Annotated in this window: 17 protein-coding genes; 9 read left to right on the top strand and 8 right to left on the bottom strand. The window is 54.1% G+C overall.

The genetic code is table 11. The annotated features are described in order from the left end of the window. Positions 1 to 16: 16 nt before the first annotated feature. From secB to cysE, 3 genes are all read left to right on the top strand, one after another. A complete protein-coding gene (secB, locus tag OGX92_RS00085) occupies positions 17 to 484 on the top strand; it encodes a protein-export chaperone SecB (RefSeq protein WP_003024155.1) in 468 nt (155 codons plus the stop codon). Continuing rightward, positions 484 to 1,503: an NAD(P)H-dependent glycerol-3-phosphate dehydrogenase gene (gpsA, locus tag OGX92_RS00080; RefSeq protein WP_003827328.1), complete on the top strand. Its 1,020-nt coding sequence runs from the start codon at positions 484 to 486 to the stop codon at positions 1,501 to 1,503. Before secB ends, gpsA begins: the two co-directional genes overlap by 1 nt. Positions 1,504 to 1,580: 77 nt before the next feature. Beyond that, positions 1,581 to 2,402, top strand: a complete 822-nt coding sequence (gene cysE / locus OGX92_RS00075) for a serine O-acetyltransferase (RefSeq protein ID WP_003024160.1) — start codon at positions 1,581 to 1,583, stop codon at positions 2,400 to 2,402. 181 nt (positions 2,403 to 2,583) lie between these two features. Here the strand turns inward: cysE and trmL are convergent, their stop codons facing one another. The 5 genes from trmL to OGX92_RS00050 form a co-directional block, all read right to left on the bottom strand. Beyond that, on the bottom strand, positions 2,584 to 3,057 hold the full coding sequence (trmL, locus tag OGX92_RS00070; protein WP_032945354.1) for a tRNA (uridine(34)/cytosine(34)/5-carboxymethylaminomethyluridine(34)-2'-O)-methyltransferase TrmL: 474 nt from the start codon (positions 3,055 to 3,057) through the stop codon (positions 2,584 to 2,586). 40 nt (positions 3,058 to 3,097) lie between these two features. Beyond that, positions 3,098 to 4,288, bottom strand: coding sequence for an FMN-dependent L-lactate dehydrogenase LldD (gene lldD, locus OGX92_RS00065; RefSeq protein WP_126956486.1), 1,191 nt, complete (start codon positions 4,286 to 4,288; stop codon positions 3,098 to 3,100). Beyond that, entirely contained in the window at positions 4,285 to 5,061 is a 777-nt protein-coding gene (gene lldR, locus OGX92_RS00060; RefSeq protein WP_003827331.1) for a transcriptional regulator LldR, read from the bottom strand. The genes lldD and lldR overlap by 4 nt, the downstream gene beginning before the upstream one ends. Next, complete coding sequence (lldP, locus tag OGX92_RS00055; RefSeq protein ID WP_003827332.1) at positions 5,058 to 6,713, bottom strand: L-lactate permease; 1,656 nt, start codon at positions 6,711 to 6,713, stop codon at positions 5,058 to 5,060. The genes lldR and lldP overlap by 4 nt, the downstream gene beginning before the upstream one ends. A gap of 262 nt (positions 6,714 to 6,975) precedes the next feature. Beyond that, a complete protein-coding gene (locus OGX92_RS00050) occupies positions 6,976 to 7,338 on the bottom strand; it encodes a YibL family ribosome-associated protein (RefSeq protein WP_286586092.1) in 363 nt (120 codons plus the stop codon). A 292-nt stretch (positions 7,339 to 7,630) separates the two neighbouring features. On the opposite strand from OGX92_RS00050, the gene OGX92_RS00045 reads away from it, so the two are divergent. Beyond that, complete coding sequence (locus tag OGX92_RS00045) at positions 7,631 to 7,837, top strand: hypothetical protein (RefSeq protein WP_003827334.1); 207 nt, start codon at positions 7,631 to 7,633, stop codon at positions 7,835 to 7,837. A 12-nt stretch (positions 7,838 to 7,849) separates the two neighbouring features. On the opposite strand, the gene mtlR is transcribed toward OGX92_RS00045, so the two are convergent. The 3 genes from mtlR to mtlA all read right to left on the bottom strand — a co-directional run bounded on the left by mtlR (position 7,850) and on the right by mtlA (position 11,722). Next, complete coding sequence (gene mtlR, locus OGX92_RS00040; RefSeq protein WP_003024179.1) at positions 7,850 to 8,437, bottom strand: mannitol operon repressor MtlR; 588 nt, start codon at positions 8,435 to 8,437, stop codon at positions 7,850 to 7,852. Next, on the bottom strand, positions 8,437 to 9,585 hold the full coding sequence (mtlD, locus tag OGX92_RS00035) for a mannitol-1-phosphate 5-dehydrogenase (protein ID WP_003827336.1): 1,149 nt from the start codon (positions 9,583 to 9,585) through the stop codon (positions 8,437 to 8,439). The genes mtlR and mtlD overlap by 1 nt, the downstream gene beginning before the upstream one ends. A gap of 220 nt (positions 9,586 to 9,805) precedes the next feature. Next, entirely contained in the window at positions 9,806 to 11,722 is a 1,917-nt protein-coding gene (mtlA, locus tag OGX92_RS00030; protein ID WP_286586091.1) for a PTS mannitol transporter subunit IICBA, read from the bottom strand. A 530-nt stretch (positions 11,723 to 12,252) separates the two neighbouring features. On the opposite strand from mtlA, the gene OGX92_RS00025 reads away from it, so the two are divergent. The 5 genes from OGX92_RS00025 (at position 12,253) to selB (ending at position 17,752) form a co-directional block, all read left to right on the top strand. Then, complete coding sequence (locus tag OGX92_RS00025; RefSeq protein WP_003827338.1) at positions 12,253 to 12,615, top strand: DUF3302 domain-containing protein; 363 nt, start codon at positions 12,253 to 12,255, stop codon at positions 12,613 to 12,615. A gap of 2 nt (positions 12,616 to 12,617) precedes the next feature. After that, positions 12,618 to 13,754 carry an HlyD family secretion protein gene (locus OGX92_RS00020; protein WP_286586090.1) on the top strand — a complete coding sequence of 379 codons (1,137 nt, stop codon included), beginning with the start codon at positions 12,618 to 12,620 and terminating at the stop codon, positions 13,752 to 13,754. A gap of 97 nt (positions 13,755 to 13,851) precedes the next feature. Continuing rightward, positions 13,852 to 14,460: a glutathione S-transferase gene (locus tag OGX92_RS00015; protein WP_123268896.1), complete on the top strand. Its 609-nt coding sequence runs from the start codon at positions 13,852 to 13,854 to the stop codon at positions 14,458 to 14,460. 98 nt (positions 14,461 to 14,558) lie between these two features. Next, a complete protein-coding gene (selA, locus tag OGX92_RS00010) occupies positions 14,559 to 15,950 on the top strand; it encodes an L-seryl-tRNA(Sec) selenium transferase (RefSeq protein ID WP_286586089.1) in 1,392 nt (463 codons plus the stop codon). Beyond that, positions 15,947 to 17,752 (top strand): selenocysteine-specific translation elongation factor, encoded by a 1,806-nt coding sequence (gene selB / locus OGX92_RS00005; RefSeq protein WP_286586088.1) that lies wholly within the window; start codon positions 15,947 to 15,949, stop codon positions 17,750 to 17,752. The genes selA and selB overlap by 4 nt, the downstream gene beginning before the upstream one ends. Positions 17,753 to 17,807 lie beyond the last annotated feature (55 nt).

Here is a 17,807-nt window from a genome sequence, read left to right as displayed (position 1 = left end):
AAAGGGTTTTCTCAACATGTCAGAACAAAATAACACTGAAATGGCTTTCCAGATCCAACGTATTTATACCAAGGATGTGTCTTTCGAAGCGCCAAATGCACCGCATGTTTTCCAGAAAGATTGGCAGCCAGAGGTTAAACTGGATCTTGATACCGCATCTACCCAACTGGCAGATGACGTGTATGAAGTAGTGCTGCGTGTCACCGTAACGGCTTCCCTGGGTGAAGAAACTGCGTTCCTGTGCGAAGTTCAGCAGGGCGGTATTTTCTCCATCAGTGGTATCGAAGGGACTCAAATGGCGCATTGCCTGGGCGCATACTGCCCGAACATTCTGTTCCCGTATGCCCGCGAATGCATCACCAGCCTGGTTTCACGCGGTACGTTCCCGCAACTGAACCTTGCGCCGGTCAACTTTGATGCGCTGTTCATGAACTATTTACAGCAGCAGGCTGGCGAAGGTACTGAAGAACATCAGGATGCCTGATGAACCAAAGTAATGCTTCAATGACTGTGATTGGTGCCGGCTCGTACGGCACCGCTCTTGCCATCACCCTGGCAAGAAATGGCCATCAGGTTGTCCTGTGGGGCCATGATCCTAAACATATCGCGACTCTCGAGCACGATCGCTGCAACGTCGCGTTCCTTCCTGATGTGCCTTTTCCCGACACGCTGCGCCTGGAAAGTGATTTAGCCACAGCGCTGGCCGCCAGTCGTAATATTCTGGTGGTGGTGCCGAGCCACGTCTTTGGCGAAGTGCTGCGTAACATCAAACCATTGATGCGTTCTGACGCACGACTGGTCTGGGCGACAAAAGGTCTGGAAGCGGAAACAGGGCGTCTGCTGCAGGATGTCGCGCGTGAAGCGTTGGGGGACTCAATTCCACTGGCGGTTATTTCCGGCCCGACGTTTGCCAAAGAGCTGGCTGCGGGCATGCCGACGGCGATTTCTCTGGCCTCGACGGACGACACCTTTGCTGACGATCTCCAGCAGTTGCTGCACTGCGGCAAAAGCTTCCGCGTATACAGCAACCCGGATTTCATTGGCGTACAGCTTGGCGGTGCGGTGAAAAACGTCATTGCCATTGGCGCAGGGATGTCTGACGGCATCGGTTTCGGCGCGAATGCACGAACCGCATTGATCACCCGTGGGCTGACCGAAATGTCTCGTCTTGGTGCGGCGCTGGGGGCCGATCCTGCCACCTTTATGGGGATGGCGGGTTTAGGCGATCTGGTGCTGACCTGTACCGACAACCAGTCGCGCAACCGTCGTTTTGGCATGATGCTCGGCCAGGGGATGGACGTGCAGGGTGCGCAGGACAAAATTGGCCAAGTGGTTGAAGGCTATCGCAATACGAAAGAAGTTCGTGAATTGGCGCACCGTTTTGGTGTTGAGATGCCAATAACCGAGGAAATTTATCAAGTATTGTATTGCGGAAAAAACGCGCGCGAGGCAGCATTGACGTTATTAGGCCGTGCACGCAAGGACGAGCTGAGTCGCCACTAGCTGTAAGGAACTGTTGAATATAACGACCCGATCCGCGAAGAACGGATCGGTCGTTTTGCTACCTTCTGGAGTACGCAATGCCGTGTGAAGAACTGGATATCGTCTGGAAAAACATTAAAGCGGAAGCCCGGGCACTGGCGGAATGTGAGCCAATGCTGGCCAGTTTTTACCACGCAACGCTGCTCAAGCATGAAAATCTCGGCAGTGCGCTAAGCTATATGCTGGCGAATAAACTCGCTTCTCCAATCATGCCCGCCATTGCGATTCGCGAAGTCGTAGAAGAGGCCTACGCGGCCGATCCTGAAATGATTGCCTCAGCGGCCTGCGATATTCAGGCAGTACGCACGCGTGACCCGGCTGTCGATAAATATTCCACTCCACTGCTGTATCTGAAGGGCTTTCATGCGCTTCAGGCCTACCGTATCGGTCACTGGCTGTGGCATCAGGGGCGTCAGGCGCTGGCGATATTCTTGCAAAATCAGGTGTCCGTTACCTTCCAGGTAGACATTCATCCGGCGGCAAAAATTGGTCGTGGGATTATGCTCGATCACGCCACCGGCATTGTGGTCGGTGAAACCGCGGTGATTGAAAATGACGTCTCTATTCTGCAATCCGTCACGCTGGGCGGGACCGGTAAAGCCGGCGGTGACCGCCACCCGAAAATTCGTGAAGGCGTGATGATCGGCGCGGGAGCAAAAATTCTCGGCAACATTGAAGTCGGGCGCGGCGCGAAGATTGGCGCAGGTTCGGTCGTGCTACAGCCCGTACCGCCGCATACCACCGCCGCAGGCGTACCGGCGCGCATCGTCGGCAAGCCTGACAGCGATAAACCGTCTATGGATATGGATCAGCATTTCAACGGGATACATCATACGTTCGAATACGGCGATGGAATCTGATTTCGAGCTATCTTACTTGTCATCTTGAACCCGGGCTGTGCTCGCCATCCTCACGTACTACGTGTACGCGAAGGTCGGCAAGCGCAGTCAGTGTCCAACCTGACTGCTCCGATAACGCTCGAAAAATAATGGTAAATTCTTTCGTAGGTCGGATAAGGCGTCAGCCGCCATCCGACAAAAATCAACTACGCAATACCGCGCCGGGATAACCTAACTGGCGCCAGGCCTCATACACCACCACCGACACCGCATTCGACAGGTTCATGCTGCGACTGTCCGGCATCATCGGAATACGAATTTTTTGTTCAGCTGGCAGTGCGTCGAGGATGCTGGCTGGCAGACCGCGAGTTTCCGGGCCAAACATCAGATAATCCCCATCCTGATAGCTTACCGCGCTATGCGCTGGCGTACCTTTGGTGGTCAGGGCAAACAGACGTTGCGGATTTTCTGCGGCGACGAAGGCGGCGTAATCAGGGTGGCGTTGCACGGCGGCAAATTCATGGTAATCCAGCCCCGCGCGGCGCAGGCGCTTGTCGTCCCAGGTAAAGCCCATTGGCTCAATAATATGCAGACGAAAGCCGGTGTTGGCGCAAAGACGGATAATATTGCCGGTATTTGGCGGGATTTCTGGTTCGAATAATACGATGTTTAGCATGCTGCCCCCTTAAGTACGGGGCAGCATAGCAAATTAACGTTTACGCCGCATTTCCACGTTTGGGCTGCATCTGGTAGTCAGCCACCTGTTTGCCCAGTTCTTGTACCAGTGAATCACGGCTGATTTCGCTAATCGATTTTGCACCGGTCAGGGTCATTGCCACCCTCATCTCTTTCTCGATCAGATTTAGCAGATTCGCCACCCCGGCCTGACCGTGGGTGGCCAGCGCGTACAGATAAGCACGTCCCAGCAGAACACTATCCGCGCCCAGCGCAATCATACGTACGACGTCCAGGCCGTTGCGGATCCCACTGTCTGCCAGAATGGTGATATCGCCTTTTACCGCATCGGCAATGGCGGGTAGCGCGCGAGCTGAAGACAGCACGCCGTCTAACTGGCGACCACCGTGGTTAGAGACAACAATACCATCCGCGCCAAAGCGTACGGCGTCTCGGGCATCTTCGGGATCGAGGATCCCTTTGATCACCATCGGACCATCCCAAAATTCGCGGATCCACTCGAGGTCTTTCCAGGAAATCGACGGGTCGAAGTTATTCGCCAGCCAGCCGATGTAATCCTCAAGACCGGTAGGTTTACCAAGATAAGTCGAGATATTACCTAAATCATGTGGGCGACCGTTCAGGCCAACGTCCCATGCCCACTGTGGATGGGTGACTGCCTGCCAGTAGCGGCGTAGTGCGGCATTTGGGCCGCTCATCCCGGAATGGGCGTCACGGTAGCGTGCGCCCGGTGTTGGCATATCGACGGTAAAGACCAGCGTGGAGCAACCCGCCGCTTTGGCGCGCTCCAGCGCGTTGCGCATAAAGCCGCGATCGCGCAGAACATATAGCTGAAACCACATCGGACGTTTGATGGTTGGAGCGACCTCTTCAATCGGACATACGGATACCGTGGAAAGCGTAAACGGAATGCCTTTGGCATCAGCGGCGGCGGCGGCCTGAACTTCGCCCCGGCGCGCGTACATGCCACACAGACCGACAGGTGCAAGGGCCACTGGCATGGAGAGCGTTTCGTTGAACAGCTTTGTCTCCAGGCTCAGGTCGGACATATTCTTCAGCACGCGCTGGCGCAGCGCCACCTCCGACAGGTCTGCCACGTTACGGCGCAGAGTGTGCTCTGCATACGCCCCACCGTCTATATAGTGGAACAAGAAGGGGGGTAGGATGCGCTGGGCTGCGGCGCGATAGTCGCTGGCTGCTGAAATAATCATGCGTTGTTCTCCCTGCTATTCTCACCAGGGTCACCGGGCAGGCGGGTGATACGCGCCTGGCGGGCCTGATCTTCATCAAATCGTTTAATCGTAGTGTGGACAAAACTGAGGTGCGCCATCATTGCTTTACGCGCTCCGTCGGCATCTCCGGCAACAATCGCATCCAGGACGGCCTGATGCTGCGCCGTCAGTTGCGAAAATACGGGCGGCACAAGGTACATACGCTGGCGGCTCTGTTTCACCGAAGACTGCAATACGTCGAAGAAACCGCGCATGGTCTGTAACAGCACCACGTTGTGCGAGGCTTCCGCAATGGCGAGATGAAAGCGAACGTCTGCCTGCGAGGCGAGATCTGGATCTTCGCTTTGTGTGGCCTCGAAACAGAGTCTGATCTTCTCTTTGTCGGCAGCAGTGGCACGCATAGCTGCATGCCAGGCGGTGCTGGCTTCGATGGCGTGGCGGGCTTCCAGAATATCGAAACTGTAGTCGGGATCGTCCGCCAGCAGGGTTTTCAGCGGCTGAACGATGTTTTGTTCAGACCATGCTTCATGCTGCCAGCGGATAAACGTCCCGCCGCCACGACGGCTAATCAACACACCTTCACTCACCAGCTTGGCTAACGCCTCGCGCAGCGAGTTGCGCGATACGCCGAGCTGTACGGCCAGTTGGCGCTCAGCGGGCAACTTCATGCCCGCCTCCAGCTGTTGTTCTTCAATCAGCGCCCGCACACGAGATGCGACTTCGTCTGACAGGCGTCTGGGCATCACTATCATGGAATCATCCAGGTTAAGACATAGGCCTGCAGCGTGGTAATCACACCCACCATGCAGGTGAAAATCAGGCTGTGCTTCACGGTAAAGCGGAACAGATCAGACTCTTTCCCCACTAATCCCACTGCCGCACAGGCGATAGCGATAGATTGCGGAGAGATCATCTTGCCGGTCACGCCGCCGGTGGTATTTGCGGCCACCATCAGCACATCCGAAACGCCGATTTGCTGAGCGGCCGTGGCCTGCAGGGCGGCGAACAATGCGTTTGATGAGGTGTCGGACCCGGTCAGGAATACCCCCAGCCAGCCGAGGAATGGCGAGAAGAAGGTAAACGCGCTGCCGGTGTGCGCCAGGGCCAGTGCCAGGGTGGATGAAAGCCCGGAGTAGTTAGAGATAAACGCGAACGCCAGCACCATCCCGATGGAGTAGATAGGCAGCGCCAGATCTTTCAACGTGCTGCCAAAGGTCTGCAGCGCAGCAGATGGCTTCATCTTCAGCCAGACGATAGACAGCAGGGCGGCAAACAGTATTGCGGTACCGGTCGCGGAGAACCAGTCAAATTTGTACACCGCCGCGTAGGCCGTGGCTTCGTGTACGACCGGCGGCATACGGGCAACCAGCTTGTCGAGGAACGGAACCGGAATATTGACCACCCAGTGGTACATCGCGCCGCCGGGCGCAAACAGTGCTTTAAACGGCGGTATGCTCCACAGCGTGACGGTAGCGGTCAGGAACAGGAACGGTGACCAGGCGCGTACCACCTGCCCAGCGGTGTAGCGGGTGCGCGACAGGTCCATATCGACCTGCGAAGCGCCCATATCGCCAAAACGGAAGATGCGTACCGGCTGCCAGCGTTTCAGGAACAGCGTCAGACACACCAGTGAGACCAGAGAAGAGATAATGTCCGGCAGTTCCGGCCCGATAAAGTTAGAGCTGAGGTACTGTGCGATAGCAAACGAGCCGCCAGCGACCATCACCGCAGGCCAGGTTTCTTTGACGCCGCGCCAGCCATCCATAATCGCCATAATCCAGAACAGCACGATAATGGTCAGGAACGGCAGCTGACGCCCTACCATCTGGCCAATCTCGAAGCTGTCCAGTCCGGTAACCTGACCGGCAACCAGAATCGGAATGCCCATTGCGCCAAAAGCGACCGGCGCGGTATTTACGATCAGGCACAAACCTGCCGCATACAGCGGGTTAAAGCCAAGACCAACCAGCAGTGCGGCGGTAATCGCTACCGGAGCGCCAAAGCCTGCCGCTCCTTCGAGGAATGCCCCAAAGGAGAAACCGACAATCAGCATTTGCAGACGCTGGTCTGGGGTAATCGAGAGTATCGAGGAGCGGATAATGTCGAACTGCCCGGTCTTCACCGAGATTTTATAGACGAATACCGCGGCGATAATGATCCAGGCAATCGGCCACAGGCCATAGAAGAAACCGTACACTACGGATGCCAGAGCGTGATCGACCGGCATTTTGTAAAACAGCAGGGCGACCGACAAAGCGATCACCACCGTCCATGACGCCGCAACATAGCCTTTGAGCTTGAGCTTAATCAGGGCGAAGAAAAAGAACAGGATAGGGAGCGATGCGATCAGACTGGAAAGCCAGATGTTACCGGCCGGGTCGTAGTTCTGTTGCCAGAGATTCATTGCAGGTCTCCTGGGGGCCGCCGACATAATGGAATGAGTCTGTGCTCATCTCCAGGTCACATTATGTGTAAAAGTGGCCCTGCCAATATTGTTGTGTAGGGGTAATGACAATGAATGGTTAATCAAATGTTATTTATTGGCAACGGTATTGTACGCACATTTTAATGAAATGTGAGGTGCTGGTAGGATTTGGTTAAAATTGGTAGGGCCAATTGCGAGGGGAAATGAAGGACCGGGCAAGCGGATGTTGCCCGGTGGGAGATTAGAACTCGCTCTTCGCGAAGCCCGTCATCTCTTTCAGGCCCATTTCACGGCCAAGCTCGGTCATCGGGTGGACGACGATCAGGCCGCGCACGCTCTTCTTCAGTTTGCCCATGTCAGCCTGCTCTTTTTTGGTGATGGCCCGACGGAACGGAAGTTTTGTCAGCTTTTGCGCTTCTTTGCTCAGCATCTGGCTGTGAACTTCACGCAGGCGTGCGATCTCGGCTTCCAGAGTTTCTTTCTCTTTTTCCAGCTCGGCGTATTTGTCGGCGGCTTCAACCAGGGACAGGTCTGCCTGCTGGTGGCGAATAGCGTCCAGACGATCGCTCAGGCGTTTAATTTCGTTTTTTTCGACTTCTTTCATAGGATAGCTTCTGATAAAAATAGGATGAATATCCTATAGTATGCGCGCAGAGCGGGATTATTCACAACTGCTCGAAGATAAATAATCAAATACCGTAAGTATTAATTAGCTAATGATAATGTTACTGCATTGATTAACAAGGAGTTTTAAGCGATAAGATCGGCCGTGGTGCTTTTTATTGGCGTGTTCGTGGTGAAGCACGTTTTCCTCAATATAAACACCCAACTGATCCTAAACTTAAATGATCAACCGCACAGGCTGAGCGCGGTTAATACATGGAGGAGGGAAGATTATGGCGAAAATAGGTGAGAACGTTTCGGTCCTGATTGATAAAACTGTCGATTTTATGGCTTCAAGCCAGGCTTTTCGCGAATATTTGAATAAAACACCGCCGCGCAACGTTGTCCCTTCAGAAATACCGCAGGAAAACGCGCAGCTGTATCTGCAACGTCTGGCGTACTATCGGCAGCTGTATCGACCGCAGCAGGAAGAGAAATAAGCAAACATCGTCTTATTTTTGAAAGGCTTTTTTTAAGCTGATTTTAGAAATCAGCTCGGTCAGGGAAAGGACCATGGTGGATCGTACCATCTGCTGGTAACGCTGGATCTGCATGGCATGCAAACCAGAGTCTGAGGTATCAAACTGGGGTGGCGGCGGGAGTGCCGTCACGCAGTGAAGTTCACCAAACGGTCCAAGAATTTCGTCGTCGGTGAATGCGTATTCGTTGCCGTCGTGATTCAGCTCCTCCCGCAGCGCCATCAGGAGCTCCGCATCTTCGTACTCCGGGCGACTGAGTACGCCCAGGCCGTAGATTAACTTCAGACGAACAGAAAGATCGCCCAACGGACCATCGCCGTCGAGCAGCGGTTCTACGGCGTATTTCACCGCATAGTCGTCTTTGCGAAATACCTGAAGCACAAGGATATTCACCGCCTCGGTGAGCAGTTCTACGGCGGTGATGAGGAAGCTGCGTACGGTTTTGCCAGCATTCAGACGCTCAAGCACACGATTTTCAAAGGCCTGCGTTTGTTCCATTATTGCCTGCATATCTGACAATCTATTATTCAGGCGCAGGATATCCTGCGCCAGGTCCTGCATCATTTCTTTGCGTTATACGCGTTAACAGCCTCAAGCACGACATCACTGTTGGCATCCAGCCCGGAAACTTGCGCCAGCGCGGCCTGTGGACCTTTTTCGTCAATCAGTGCGGCCAGTTCCTGTGCCTGCGGATCTTCTTCGCTGCGATAGTGCATCGCTGCCGCAATACCGGTAACCAGATTCGCATGCGGCAAACCATATTCCAGCGTACCCAGCAGTGGTTTAATCAGGCGGTCGCCTGCGCTAAGTTTACGCAGCGGCTGACGACCCACACGCTCAACGTCATCTTTCAGATACGGGTTTTCAAAACGGCCGAGGATTTTCTGAATGTATGCCGCATGTTTTGCTGCATCAAAGCCATAGCGTTTGATCAGTACCGCGCCGCTCTCTTCCATCGCACCTTTTACCACTGCGCGGATTTTCTCGTCGAGAATCGCGTCACGGATGGTCTGATGACCGGTCAATTTTCCGAGGTACGCGGTTATAGCATGCCCGGTGTTCAGCGTGAAGAGTTTACGTTCGACAAATGCCATCAGGTTATCAGTTAATTCCATTCCTGGGATATTTGGCAGTTCACCTTTGAACTGTGTTTTGTCGACAATCCACTCACTGAAGGTTTCTACGGTAACTTCCAGCGGATCGTTGGTTGCTGAAGCCGAAGGCGGAACAATGCGGTCCACGGCAGAATCGACAAAGCCAACATGTTCTTCAACCCAGGCTTTATCTTCATCTGCTAACGCGTTCATTACATGGCCTTTCAACTGAGTCGTTCCGCGCACCATGTTTTCACAAGCGATGATATTTAGTGGAGTAGTGATTCTCTGCGCCTTGCGTTTAACCAGCCCTTTGGCGATGGCCGGAGCGATACGCTCAAGCACGACCGGACCGACGGCGGTAGTGACTAAATCTACGTGGGCAATCAGTTCAACAACATCATCGCCGATGCTGCTCACGGCGTTGACACCGGAGACGGTATCAACCTGCTCGTTTTCACCCACGACATGAACCTGATAGCTATGACGGGCATTCAGGGCATCGAGCACGACCTGATTTACATCCGCGAACGTCAGCTGTATCCCCGCGTCCGCCAGCAGTTTGCCGATAAAGCCACGACCGATATTACCTGCGCCAAAATGTAATGCTTTCATAGTATTAACCTTCATTAATGTTTTTACCCAAGAGGGCTGGGGTGAGGCTTTTCCCTCAACCTAACCCTCTCCACAAGGGAGAGGATATCGCCTTCATATTTCGAACTGCAGATGCGTTGGCTCTCCTCGCTCACCCCAGTCACGTACTTATGTACGCTCCTGGGGATTCACTGCGTTGCCGCCTTCCTGCAGCTCGAACTATTTTGGAGATACTTAAGCGTTAAGCTTTTTTACCCGCCAGCAGTTCCAGAACTTCATCCACGCTGGTGGTATGGGCCAGACGTTCGATCACGGATTCATCATCCAGAGCGTTGGTCAGGCTGGTAATCACCTGGATGTGCTCGTTGTTACGCGCTGCGATGCCAATCACCAGGCGGGCAATATCGTCTTCTTCTTCACCGAAGCGAACGCCTTCCGGGTACTGGCAGAACACCACACCGGTTTTCAGCACGCGGTCTTTGGCTTCAACCGTACCGTGCGGTACTGCGATGGACTCACCCAGGTAAGTCGGGGTCAGTTTTTCACGGTCCAGCATCGCCTCAACGTATTCTGGCTCAACGTAACCGCCTTTCACCAGTTGCTCACCAGCAAAGCGAATCGCTTCTTCTTTGTTAGCCGCTTTACGACCAAGGAAGATGTTATCCGCACCCAGTTTGAACAGGTGGGTATCACCCTCTTCAAAGCTGTCTTTCAGGTGGTCGCGAACTTTCTCCTCGTTTACGTTGTGGCGCTGCGCAGCGACCAGACGTTCGGTCAGGTTGGAGTACAGGCCACTGTCGAGGAAGTTGGTCAGCGAAATGTGCTGTGCCTGAGGCACCTGGCGCATCGCGCGTTCAGTCAGGTCACGGTGGGTAATGACCAGATCCACATCCGGCGGCAGATTGTTAATCGCGCTGTTAGTGACGGAAATCTGAGACAGCCCCGCATCCTGCACTTTCTTACGCAGTACGCCCGCACCCATGGCGCTGGAACCCATACCAGCATCGCAGGCAACGATGATTTTACGCACATGGCTCAGGTCGTTGGTTACATCGCCAGCCGCCAGCGGAGATGCGCCTTTGGATTCCGCTTTCATGTCGTGCATACGACGGGTTGCGGCATCAATGTCATCATCTTCTTTCACTTTGCTGGTTTTCAGCAGAATGGCTGAGACCACAAAAGAGACTGCCATAGCCGCGCAGATAGCAGCGATGTTAGCGAAGTAAGCACCCTTCGGCGTCATTGCCAGCACGGCCAGGATAGAACCCGGAGACGCCGGAGAAACCAGACCGCCGTTCAGGATAGTCAGGGTAAATACGCCAGTCATACCGCCGAGAATAACGGCCAGGATCAGGCGCGGGTTCATCAGCACGTACGGGAAGTAAATTTCGTGGATACCACCCAGGAAGTGGATGATAGCCGCGCCGCCTGCAGACTGCTTAGCGCTGCCGCGACCGAAGAACATGTACGCCAGCAGGACGCCCATACCCGGACCCGGGTTAGCTTCAATCAGGAAGAAGATGGATTTGCCCATCTCATGGGACTGCTGAATACCCAGCGGTGAGAAAATACCGTGGTTAATGGCGTTGTTGAGGAACAGGATTTTCGCCGGTTCAACGAAGATAGATGCCAGCGGTAGCATGTCATGGACAACCATGAAGTTAACGCCTGCCGCCAGAATTTTTGACAGCGCTTCAACCAATGGGCCAATGCCAAGGAATGCCAGAATGGCGAGGATCATACCGATGATGCCAGCGGAGAAGTTATTCACCAGCATCTCAAAACCGGATTTGATCTTACCGTCTACCCAGTTGTCGAAATGTTTGATAGCCCAGCCGCCCAGCGGACCTGCGATCATCGCGCCGAGGAACATTGGCATATCTGCACCGACGATAACGCCCATGGTGGTGATAGCGCCAACCACGCCGCCACGCTCGCCGCCAACCAGCTTACCACCGGTATAACCGATCAGCAGCGGCAGCAGATAGGTGATCATCGGGCCGACTAGCTTCGCCAGCGTTTCGTTCGGCAACCACCCTGTCGGAATGAATAATGCGGTGATAATACCCCACGCGATAAACGCGCCGATATTTGGCATCACCATGTTGCTGAGGAATCGACCAAAGCTTTGCACCTTGATCTTAATATCGGATGACATAAAAACACCCCTTCTTATGTTTGCTATCGCGCAGGCTGAAAGCCCGAGGTTTGTTAATGTAGCGGCAGGAGGTAGCCGGACCCTGTAGATACTGCGAAATCTGGCACTGAATCGTTCAACTGTCCAGTCGACGGACTTTTATGTGACATTCGTCACGTAAATATAGGGTGTATGGCGTTAGTTAATGTGATTTGAATCACAAATTAACGGTACAAAAAAACATCACAGGGTTAGATTTAATGAAAAATGGGGATTAAATGTGAACTAATTCACATTTTTGGTTTTGCTGTTTGTTGAATCTTTGTGATGTGGATCGCAAAGTATTTTCATCTGGATTTGAGCAGATGTGATCTGCGGCAGATTCTACTCCTGACATTTTTATTGCAAAACAAAGCAACTTCTCGCCAGAAAAAATATTTTTTTTGTGATATGGCGAAAACCCCTAACTGCAGTTATGTTCAAAACATCAGCCAGGGTGCATACGGCTGCCGGCATAAAAAAACTCTAATTAGCGTGAATTCGAGGCAGGTATGTTTCTAAATTATTTCGCACTGGGCGTGCTGATCTTCGTTTTTCTGGTTCTGTTTTACGGAATCATCGCCATTCATGATATTCCCTATAACATGGCTAAAAAACGTAACCATCCCCATGCCGATGCCATCCATACTGCAGGATGGGTGAGCTTGTTCACTCTTCATGTTATTTGGCCGTTCCTGTGGATCTGGGCCACGCTCTACCAGCCTGAAAAGGGATGGGGAATGCAGTCACACATCACACCGACCGGAAAGGAGTCAGACCCTGAGATTGCCGCGCTGGCAGCGCGAATCACCCAGTTGGAAAAAAGACTGGATGGGGAGAAAAAAACCGATAACTCCACCTTTCCGGAGATTTAATCATGGATTTGTTGATAGTCCTGACCTATGTGGCCTTTGCCTGGGCCATCTTTAAAATATTCCGTATTCCGGTAAACCAATGGACGCTTGCTACCGCTGCATTAGGTGGGGTGTTCATTGTTGCGGGATTGATTTTATTAATGAACTATAACCACCCGTATACCTTTACGGCGCAAAAAGCGGTTATTTCAATTCCAGTCACTCCGCAAGTCACAGGAATTGTTAGTGAGGTAACGGATAAGAATAATCAGCTCATTAAAAAAGGCGATGTGCTGTTTAAGCTCGATCCGGTACGTTATCAGGCGCGTGTAGACAGACTGCAGGCCGACCTGGTAACCGCGACGCATAATATCGACAACCTAAAAGCGCAACTGTCGGAAGCGGTCGCTAATACTACCCGCGTGTCTGCGGAACGTGATCGCCTGTATAAGGATTATCAACGTTATTTGAAAGGCAGCCAGGCGAAGGTTAACCCGTTCTCTGAAAGCGATATCGATAACGCCCGGCAAAACTATCTGGCACAGGATGCGCTGGTCAAAGGCTCGGTGGCAGAACAGACGCAGATTCAGAGTCAATTAGACAGTATGGTCAACGGGGAGCAATCTCAGGTTGCATCCCTGCGTGCCCAGCTCGCCGAGGCTAAATATAATCTTGAACAGACGGTAGTTCGTGCCCCCAGCAACGGTTATGCCACGCAGATTTTAATTCGTCCGGGGACTTACGCAGCAGCATTACCTTTGCGTCCGGTAATGGTGTTTATTCCTGAACAAAAACGGCAAATCGTGGCGCAATTCCGCCAGAACTCGCTGCTGCGCCTTAAACCAGGCGATGAAGCGGAAGTGGTGTTTAACGCGCTGCCTGGCCAGGTTTTCACCGGCAAGCTAACCAGTATTCTTCCGGTCGTTCCGGGTGGTTCTTATCAGGCGCAGGGGGCGTTACAGTCCTTAACGGTGGTGCCGGGTACCGATGGCGTGCTGGCAACAATTGAGCTGGATCCGAATGCCGATGTGGATGCGATGCCGGACGGTATCTATGCCCAGGTCGCGGTCTATTCTGACCATTTCGCCCACGTGTCGGTAATGCGTAAAGTGCTGCTGCGCATGACCAGTTGGATGCATTACCTTTATTTGGATCATTGAGACTGCCATCACCTGCCATTTTCAGTGACCTGAGCCATACTAAGCGGTGTCCCACTATCGTAGGGCACCGCTTTTTTGTTGGCAAAAAGGACCCGGCATGAAACTCATTGGCAGCTATACCAGCCCTTTTGTGCGTAAAATTTCGATTCTGTTACTGGAAAAGGGCATCACTTTCGAATTTGTGAATGAACTCCCCTACAACGCGGATAGCGGCGTGGCGCGCTATAACCCGTTAGGCAAAGTACCTGCGTTGGTCACCGATGAGGGCGAGTACTGGTTTGACTCTCCTATCATCGCGGAATATATAGAGCTACTGGATATTGCACCAGCCATGCTGCCGCGTGATCCGCTGGCTGCGCTGAAGGTACGCCAGTTGGAAGCGTTGGCAGACGGTATTATGGATGCCGGTTTAGTTTCGGTGCGCGAACAGGCTCGCCCTGCAGCGCAGCAGTCAGAAACTGAATTGTTACGTCAGCGTGAGAAGATCACCCGTAGTCTGGATGTGCTGGAAGGTTATCTGGCGGACGGTACACTGAAAACGGATACGGTTAACCTGGCAACCATTGCGATTGCCTGCGCCGTCGGTTATCTCAATTTCCGTCGGGTCGCACCTGGCTGGTGTGTGGACCGTCCGCGTCTCGTCAAACTGGTGGAAACACTCTTTCAACGCGAAAGTTTTGCCCGTACAGAACCGCCAAAGGCTTGATGCGTATTATGTCCGCCTGAGCAAAGTCACGGTACAATCCTTCCTATATCGATATCCCTCTCTACGGTGGAGAGGGTCACCAACAGCCAGGCCCTTTCATGACAAGCGACTTGCGTTCACTCTACAGCCAGCTTCCTGCTATCGATCGTTTATTGCGCGATAGCGCCTTCTCAGCCTTACGTGAATCTCACGGTCATACCCGGGTGGTTGACCTGCTGCGTCACATGCTCGACGAAGCCAGAGAAGCTATTCGCGACACGCATGCGCTCCCGGCATGGTGTGAAGACTGGGCGCAAGAAGCCAGTGCCCGGCTGGAACGAGAATCACAAAGCGCACTGCGTCCAGTGATTAACCTGACCGGAACGGTGCTGCACACCAACCTTGGTCGCGCGTCGCAGGCCGAAGAAGCAATTGAGGCGGTGGTACAGGCGATGCGCACGCCGGTGACGCTGGAATACAGTCTGGATGATGCCGGTCGGGGACATCGGGATCGGGCCCTGGCGGATTTACTCTGCCGTCTGACGGGGGCGGAAGACGCCTGTATCGTCAATAACAATGCGGCAGCTGTTCTGCTTATGCTGGCTGCCACGGCGAACGGCAAAGAGGTGGTTGTGTCTCGCGGCGAGCTGGTGGAAATAGGCGGCGCGTTTCGTATTCCGGACGTCATGTGTCAGGCCGGATGCATTCTACGCGAGGTGGGGACCACCAACCGGACGCATGCGAAAGATTACCGCCAGGCGGTGAATGAAAATACCGCTCTGCTGATGAAAGTGCATACCAGTAATTACAGCATTGAAGGCTTCACAAAGTCGGTGGATGAGGCGGAGCTGGCCGTCATTGGCCAGGAGCTGGATGTTCCGGTGGTGGCGGATTTGGGCAGCGGTTCGCTGGTCGATCTCAGCCAGTATGGCTTGCCGCAGGAGCCGATGCCGCAGCAACTGATTGCTGCTGGCGTCAGTCTGGTGAGTTTCTCCGGCGATAAACTGCTGGGCGGGCCGCAGGCCGGGATAATTGTCGGTAAAAAAGAGATGATCGCTCGTTTGCAGAGCCATCCGCTGAAACGCGCATTACGGGCAGATAAAATGACGCTGGCTGCTCTGGAAGCGACGCTACGGCTCTACCTGCACCCTGAAGCACTGGCGGCGAAGTTGCCGACGTTGCGCCAGCTCACCCGCTCACAAGAGGCAATCCACGCGCAGGCACAGCAATTACAGGCACAGCTTGCGGAACATTACGGTGATGAGTTCGCCCTGAATGTGATGCCTTGCCTGTCGCAGATTGGCAGCGGCTCACTACCTGTTGATAGGCTGCCCAGCGCGGCGCTAACCTTTACCCCACATGACGGGCGCGGGAGCCGCCTCGAAGCGTTGGCAGCCCGTTGGCGTACGCTGCCCGTGCCGATTATTGGGCGAATTTATGATGGCCGCTTATGGCTGGATCTGCGCTGCCTTGAAGACGAGACCGGGTTTATGGAGATGATGCTGAAATGATTATTGCAACCGCCGGACACGTTGACCACGGAAAAACAACGTTATTACAGGCGATTACTGGCGTAAATGCCGACCGTCTGCCGGAAGAAAAAAAGCGCGGCATGACCATCGATCTCGGTTATGCCTACTGGCCGCAGCCGGACGGGCGGGTGCTGGGGTTTATCGACGTTCCTGGACACGAAAAGTTTCTGTCCAACATGTTGGCGGGGGTCGGCGGCATCGATCACGCGTTGCTGGTGGTGGCGTGTGATGATGGCGTAATGGCGCAAACCCGTGAGCATTTGCAAATTCTGCAGCTGACGGGCAATCCGCAGATCACCGTGGCGCTCACGAAAGCCGACCGCGTAGACGAAGCAAGAATTGAAGAGGTGCGTGCGGAGATTCAGGCCACGCTGGGGAATTATGGTTTCGCGGAGTCGGTGCTTTTCGTCACTGCGGCCAGTGAAGGCCGTGGCATCGAGGAACTGCGTGACCATTTGTTGCAATTAACGTCGCGCGAGCATGCCCGCGATCACAGCTTCCGCCTGGCGATTGACCGCGCCTTTACGGTCAAAGGCGCAGGGCTGGTGGTGACCGGGACGGCGCTCAGCGGTGAAGTGAATGTCGGTGACACGCTGTGGCTCACGGGCGTCAACAAACCGATGCGCGTACGTAGCCTGCATGCACAAAATCAGGCCACCGACCGCGCGCAAGCGGGACAACGTATTGCGCTGAATATTGCCGGCGATGCGCAAAAAGAAGAACTAAACCGTGGCGACTGGCTGCTTTCCGATGCGCCGCCAGAGGCTTTTACCCGCGTGATTGTTTCTTTAGAACATGCCGCGCCGCTGATGCAGTGGCAACCGCTGCATATTCACCACGCGGCTAGCCATGTTACCGGGCGTATCTCGCTGCTTGAAGGGACACTGGCGGAACTGGTGTTTGATACACCACTCTGGCTCGCCGATAACGACCGTCTGGTGCTGCGCGATATTTCTGCCCGTACGACGCTGGCTGGCGCGCGCGTGGTCACGCTCAATCCGCCGCGTCGCGGAAAACGTAAGCCGGAGTATTTGCAGTGGCTGTCGGCGCTGGAAAACGCGCAGACTGACGGTGACGCTCTGGCGCTGCACCTGACGCGTGGGGCGGTGAATATTCCTGACTTTGCCTGGGCGCGTCAGCTCAATGGCAACGGTATGCGTCCGTTGATTGAGCAACATGGATTTATTCAGGCGGGATACAGCCTGTTGAATGCCCCCGTTGCCGCGCGCTGGCAGCGGAAAGTTCTCGATACGCTGGCGACCTACCATGAGCAGCACCGTGATGAACCAGGGCCCGGGCGCGAGCGCCTGCGCCGTATGGCTTTGCCGATGGAAGACGAAGCGCTGGTCTTGCTGCTGATTGAAAAGATGCGCGAGAGTGGCGCCATCCATAGCCATCATGGCTGGTTGCATTTGCCGGAACATAAGGCGGGTTTCAGCGATGAGCAGTTGGCAATCTGGCAAAAAGTAGAACCGCTTTTTGGCGATGAGCCATGGTGGGTGCGCGATTTGGCAAAACAGACGGGCACGGATGAGCAGATGATGCGTGTGGCATTACGTCAGGCGGCGCAGCAAGGCATCATTACCGCGATCGTGAAAGATCGTTATTACCGTAACGATCGGATTGTGGCCTTTGCCAATATGATCCGCGAACTGGATCAGGAACGGGGATCGACCTGTGCAGCCGATTTTCGCGACAGACTTAACGTCGGGCGCAAATTGGCTATTCAGATTCTGGAATATTTTGACCGCATTGGTTTGGTGATGCTGCCAACTTACTGATTTAGTGTATGATGGTGTTTTTGAGGTGCTCCAGTGGCTTCTGTTTCTATCAGCT

The sequence above is a fragment of the Citrobacter sp. Cpo089 genome (assembly GCF_030332695.1).
GTDB classification, from domain to species: domain Bacteria; phylum Pseudomonadota; class Gammaproteobacteria; order Enterobacterales; family Enterobacteriaceae; genus Citrobacter; species Citrobacter portucalensis.
Note: the sequence above shows the minus strand (reverse complement) of the source record. Positions and strands in the feature narration are given on the sequence as shown.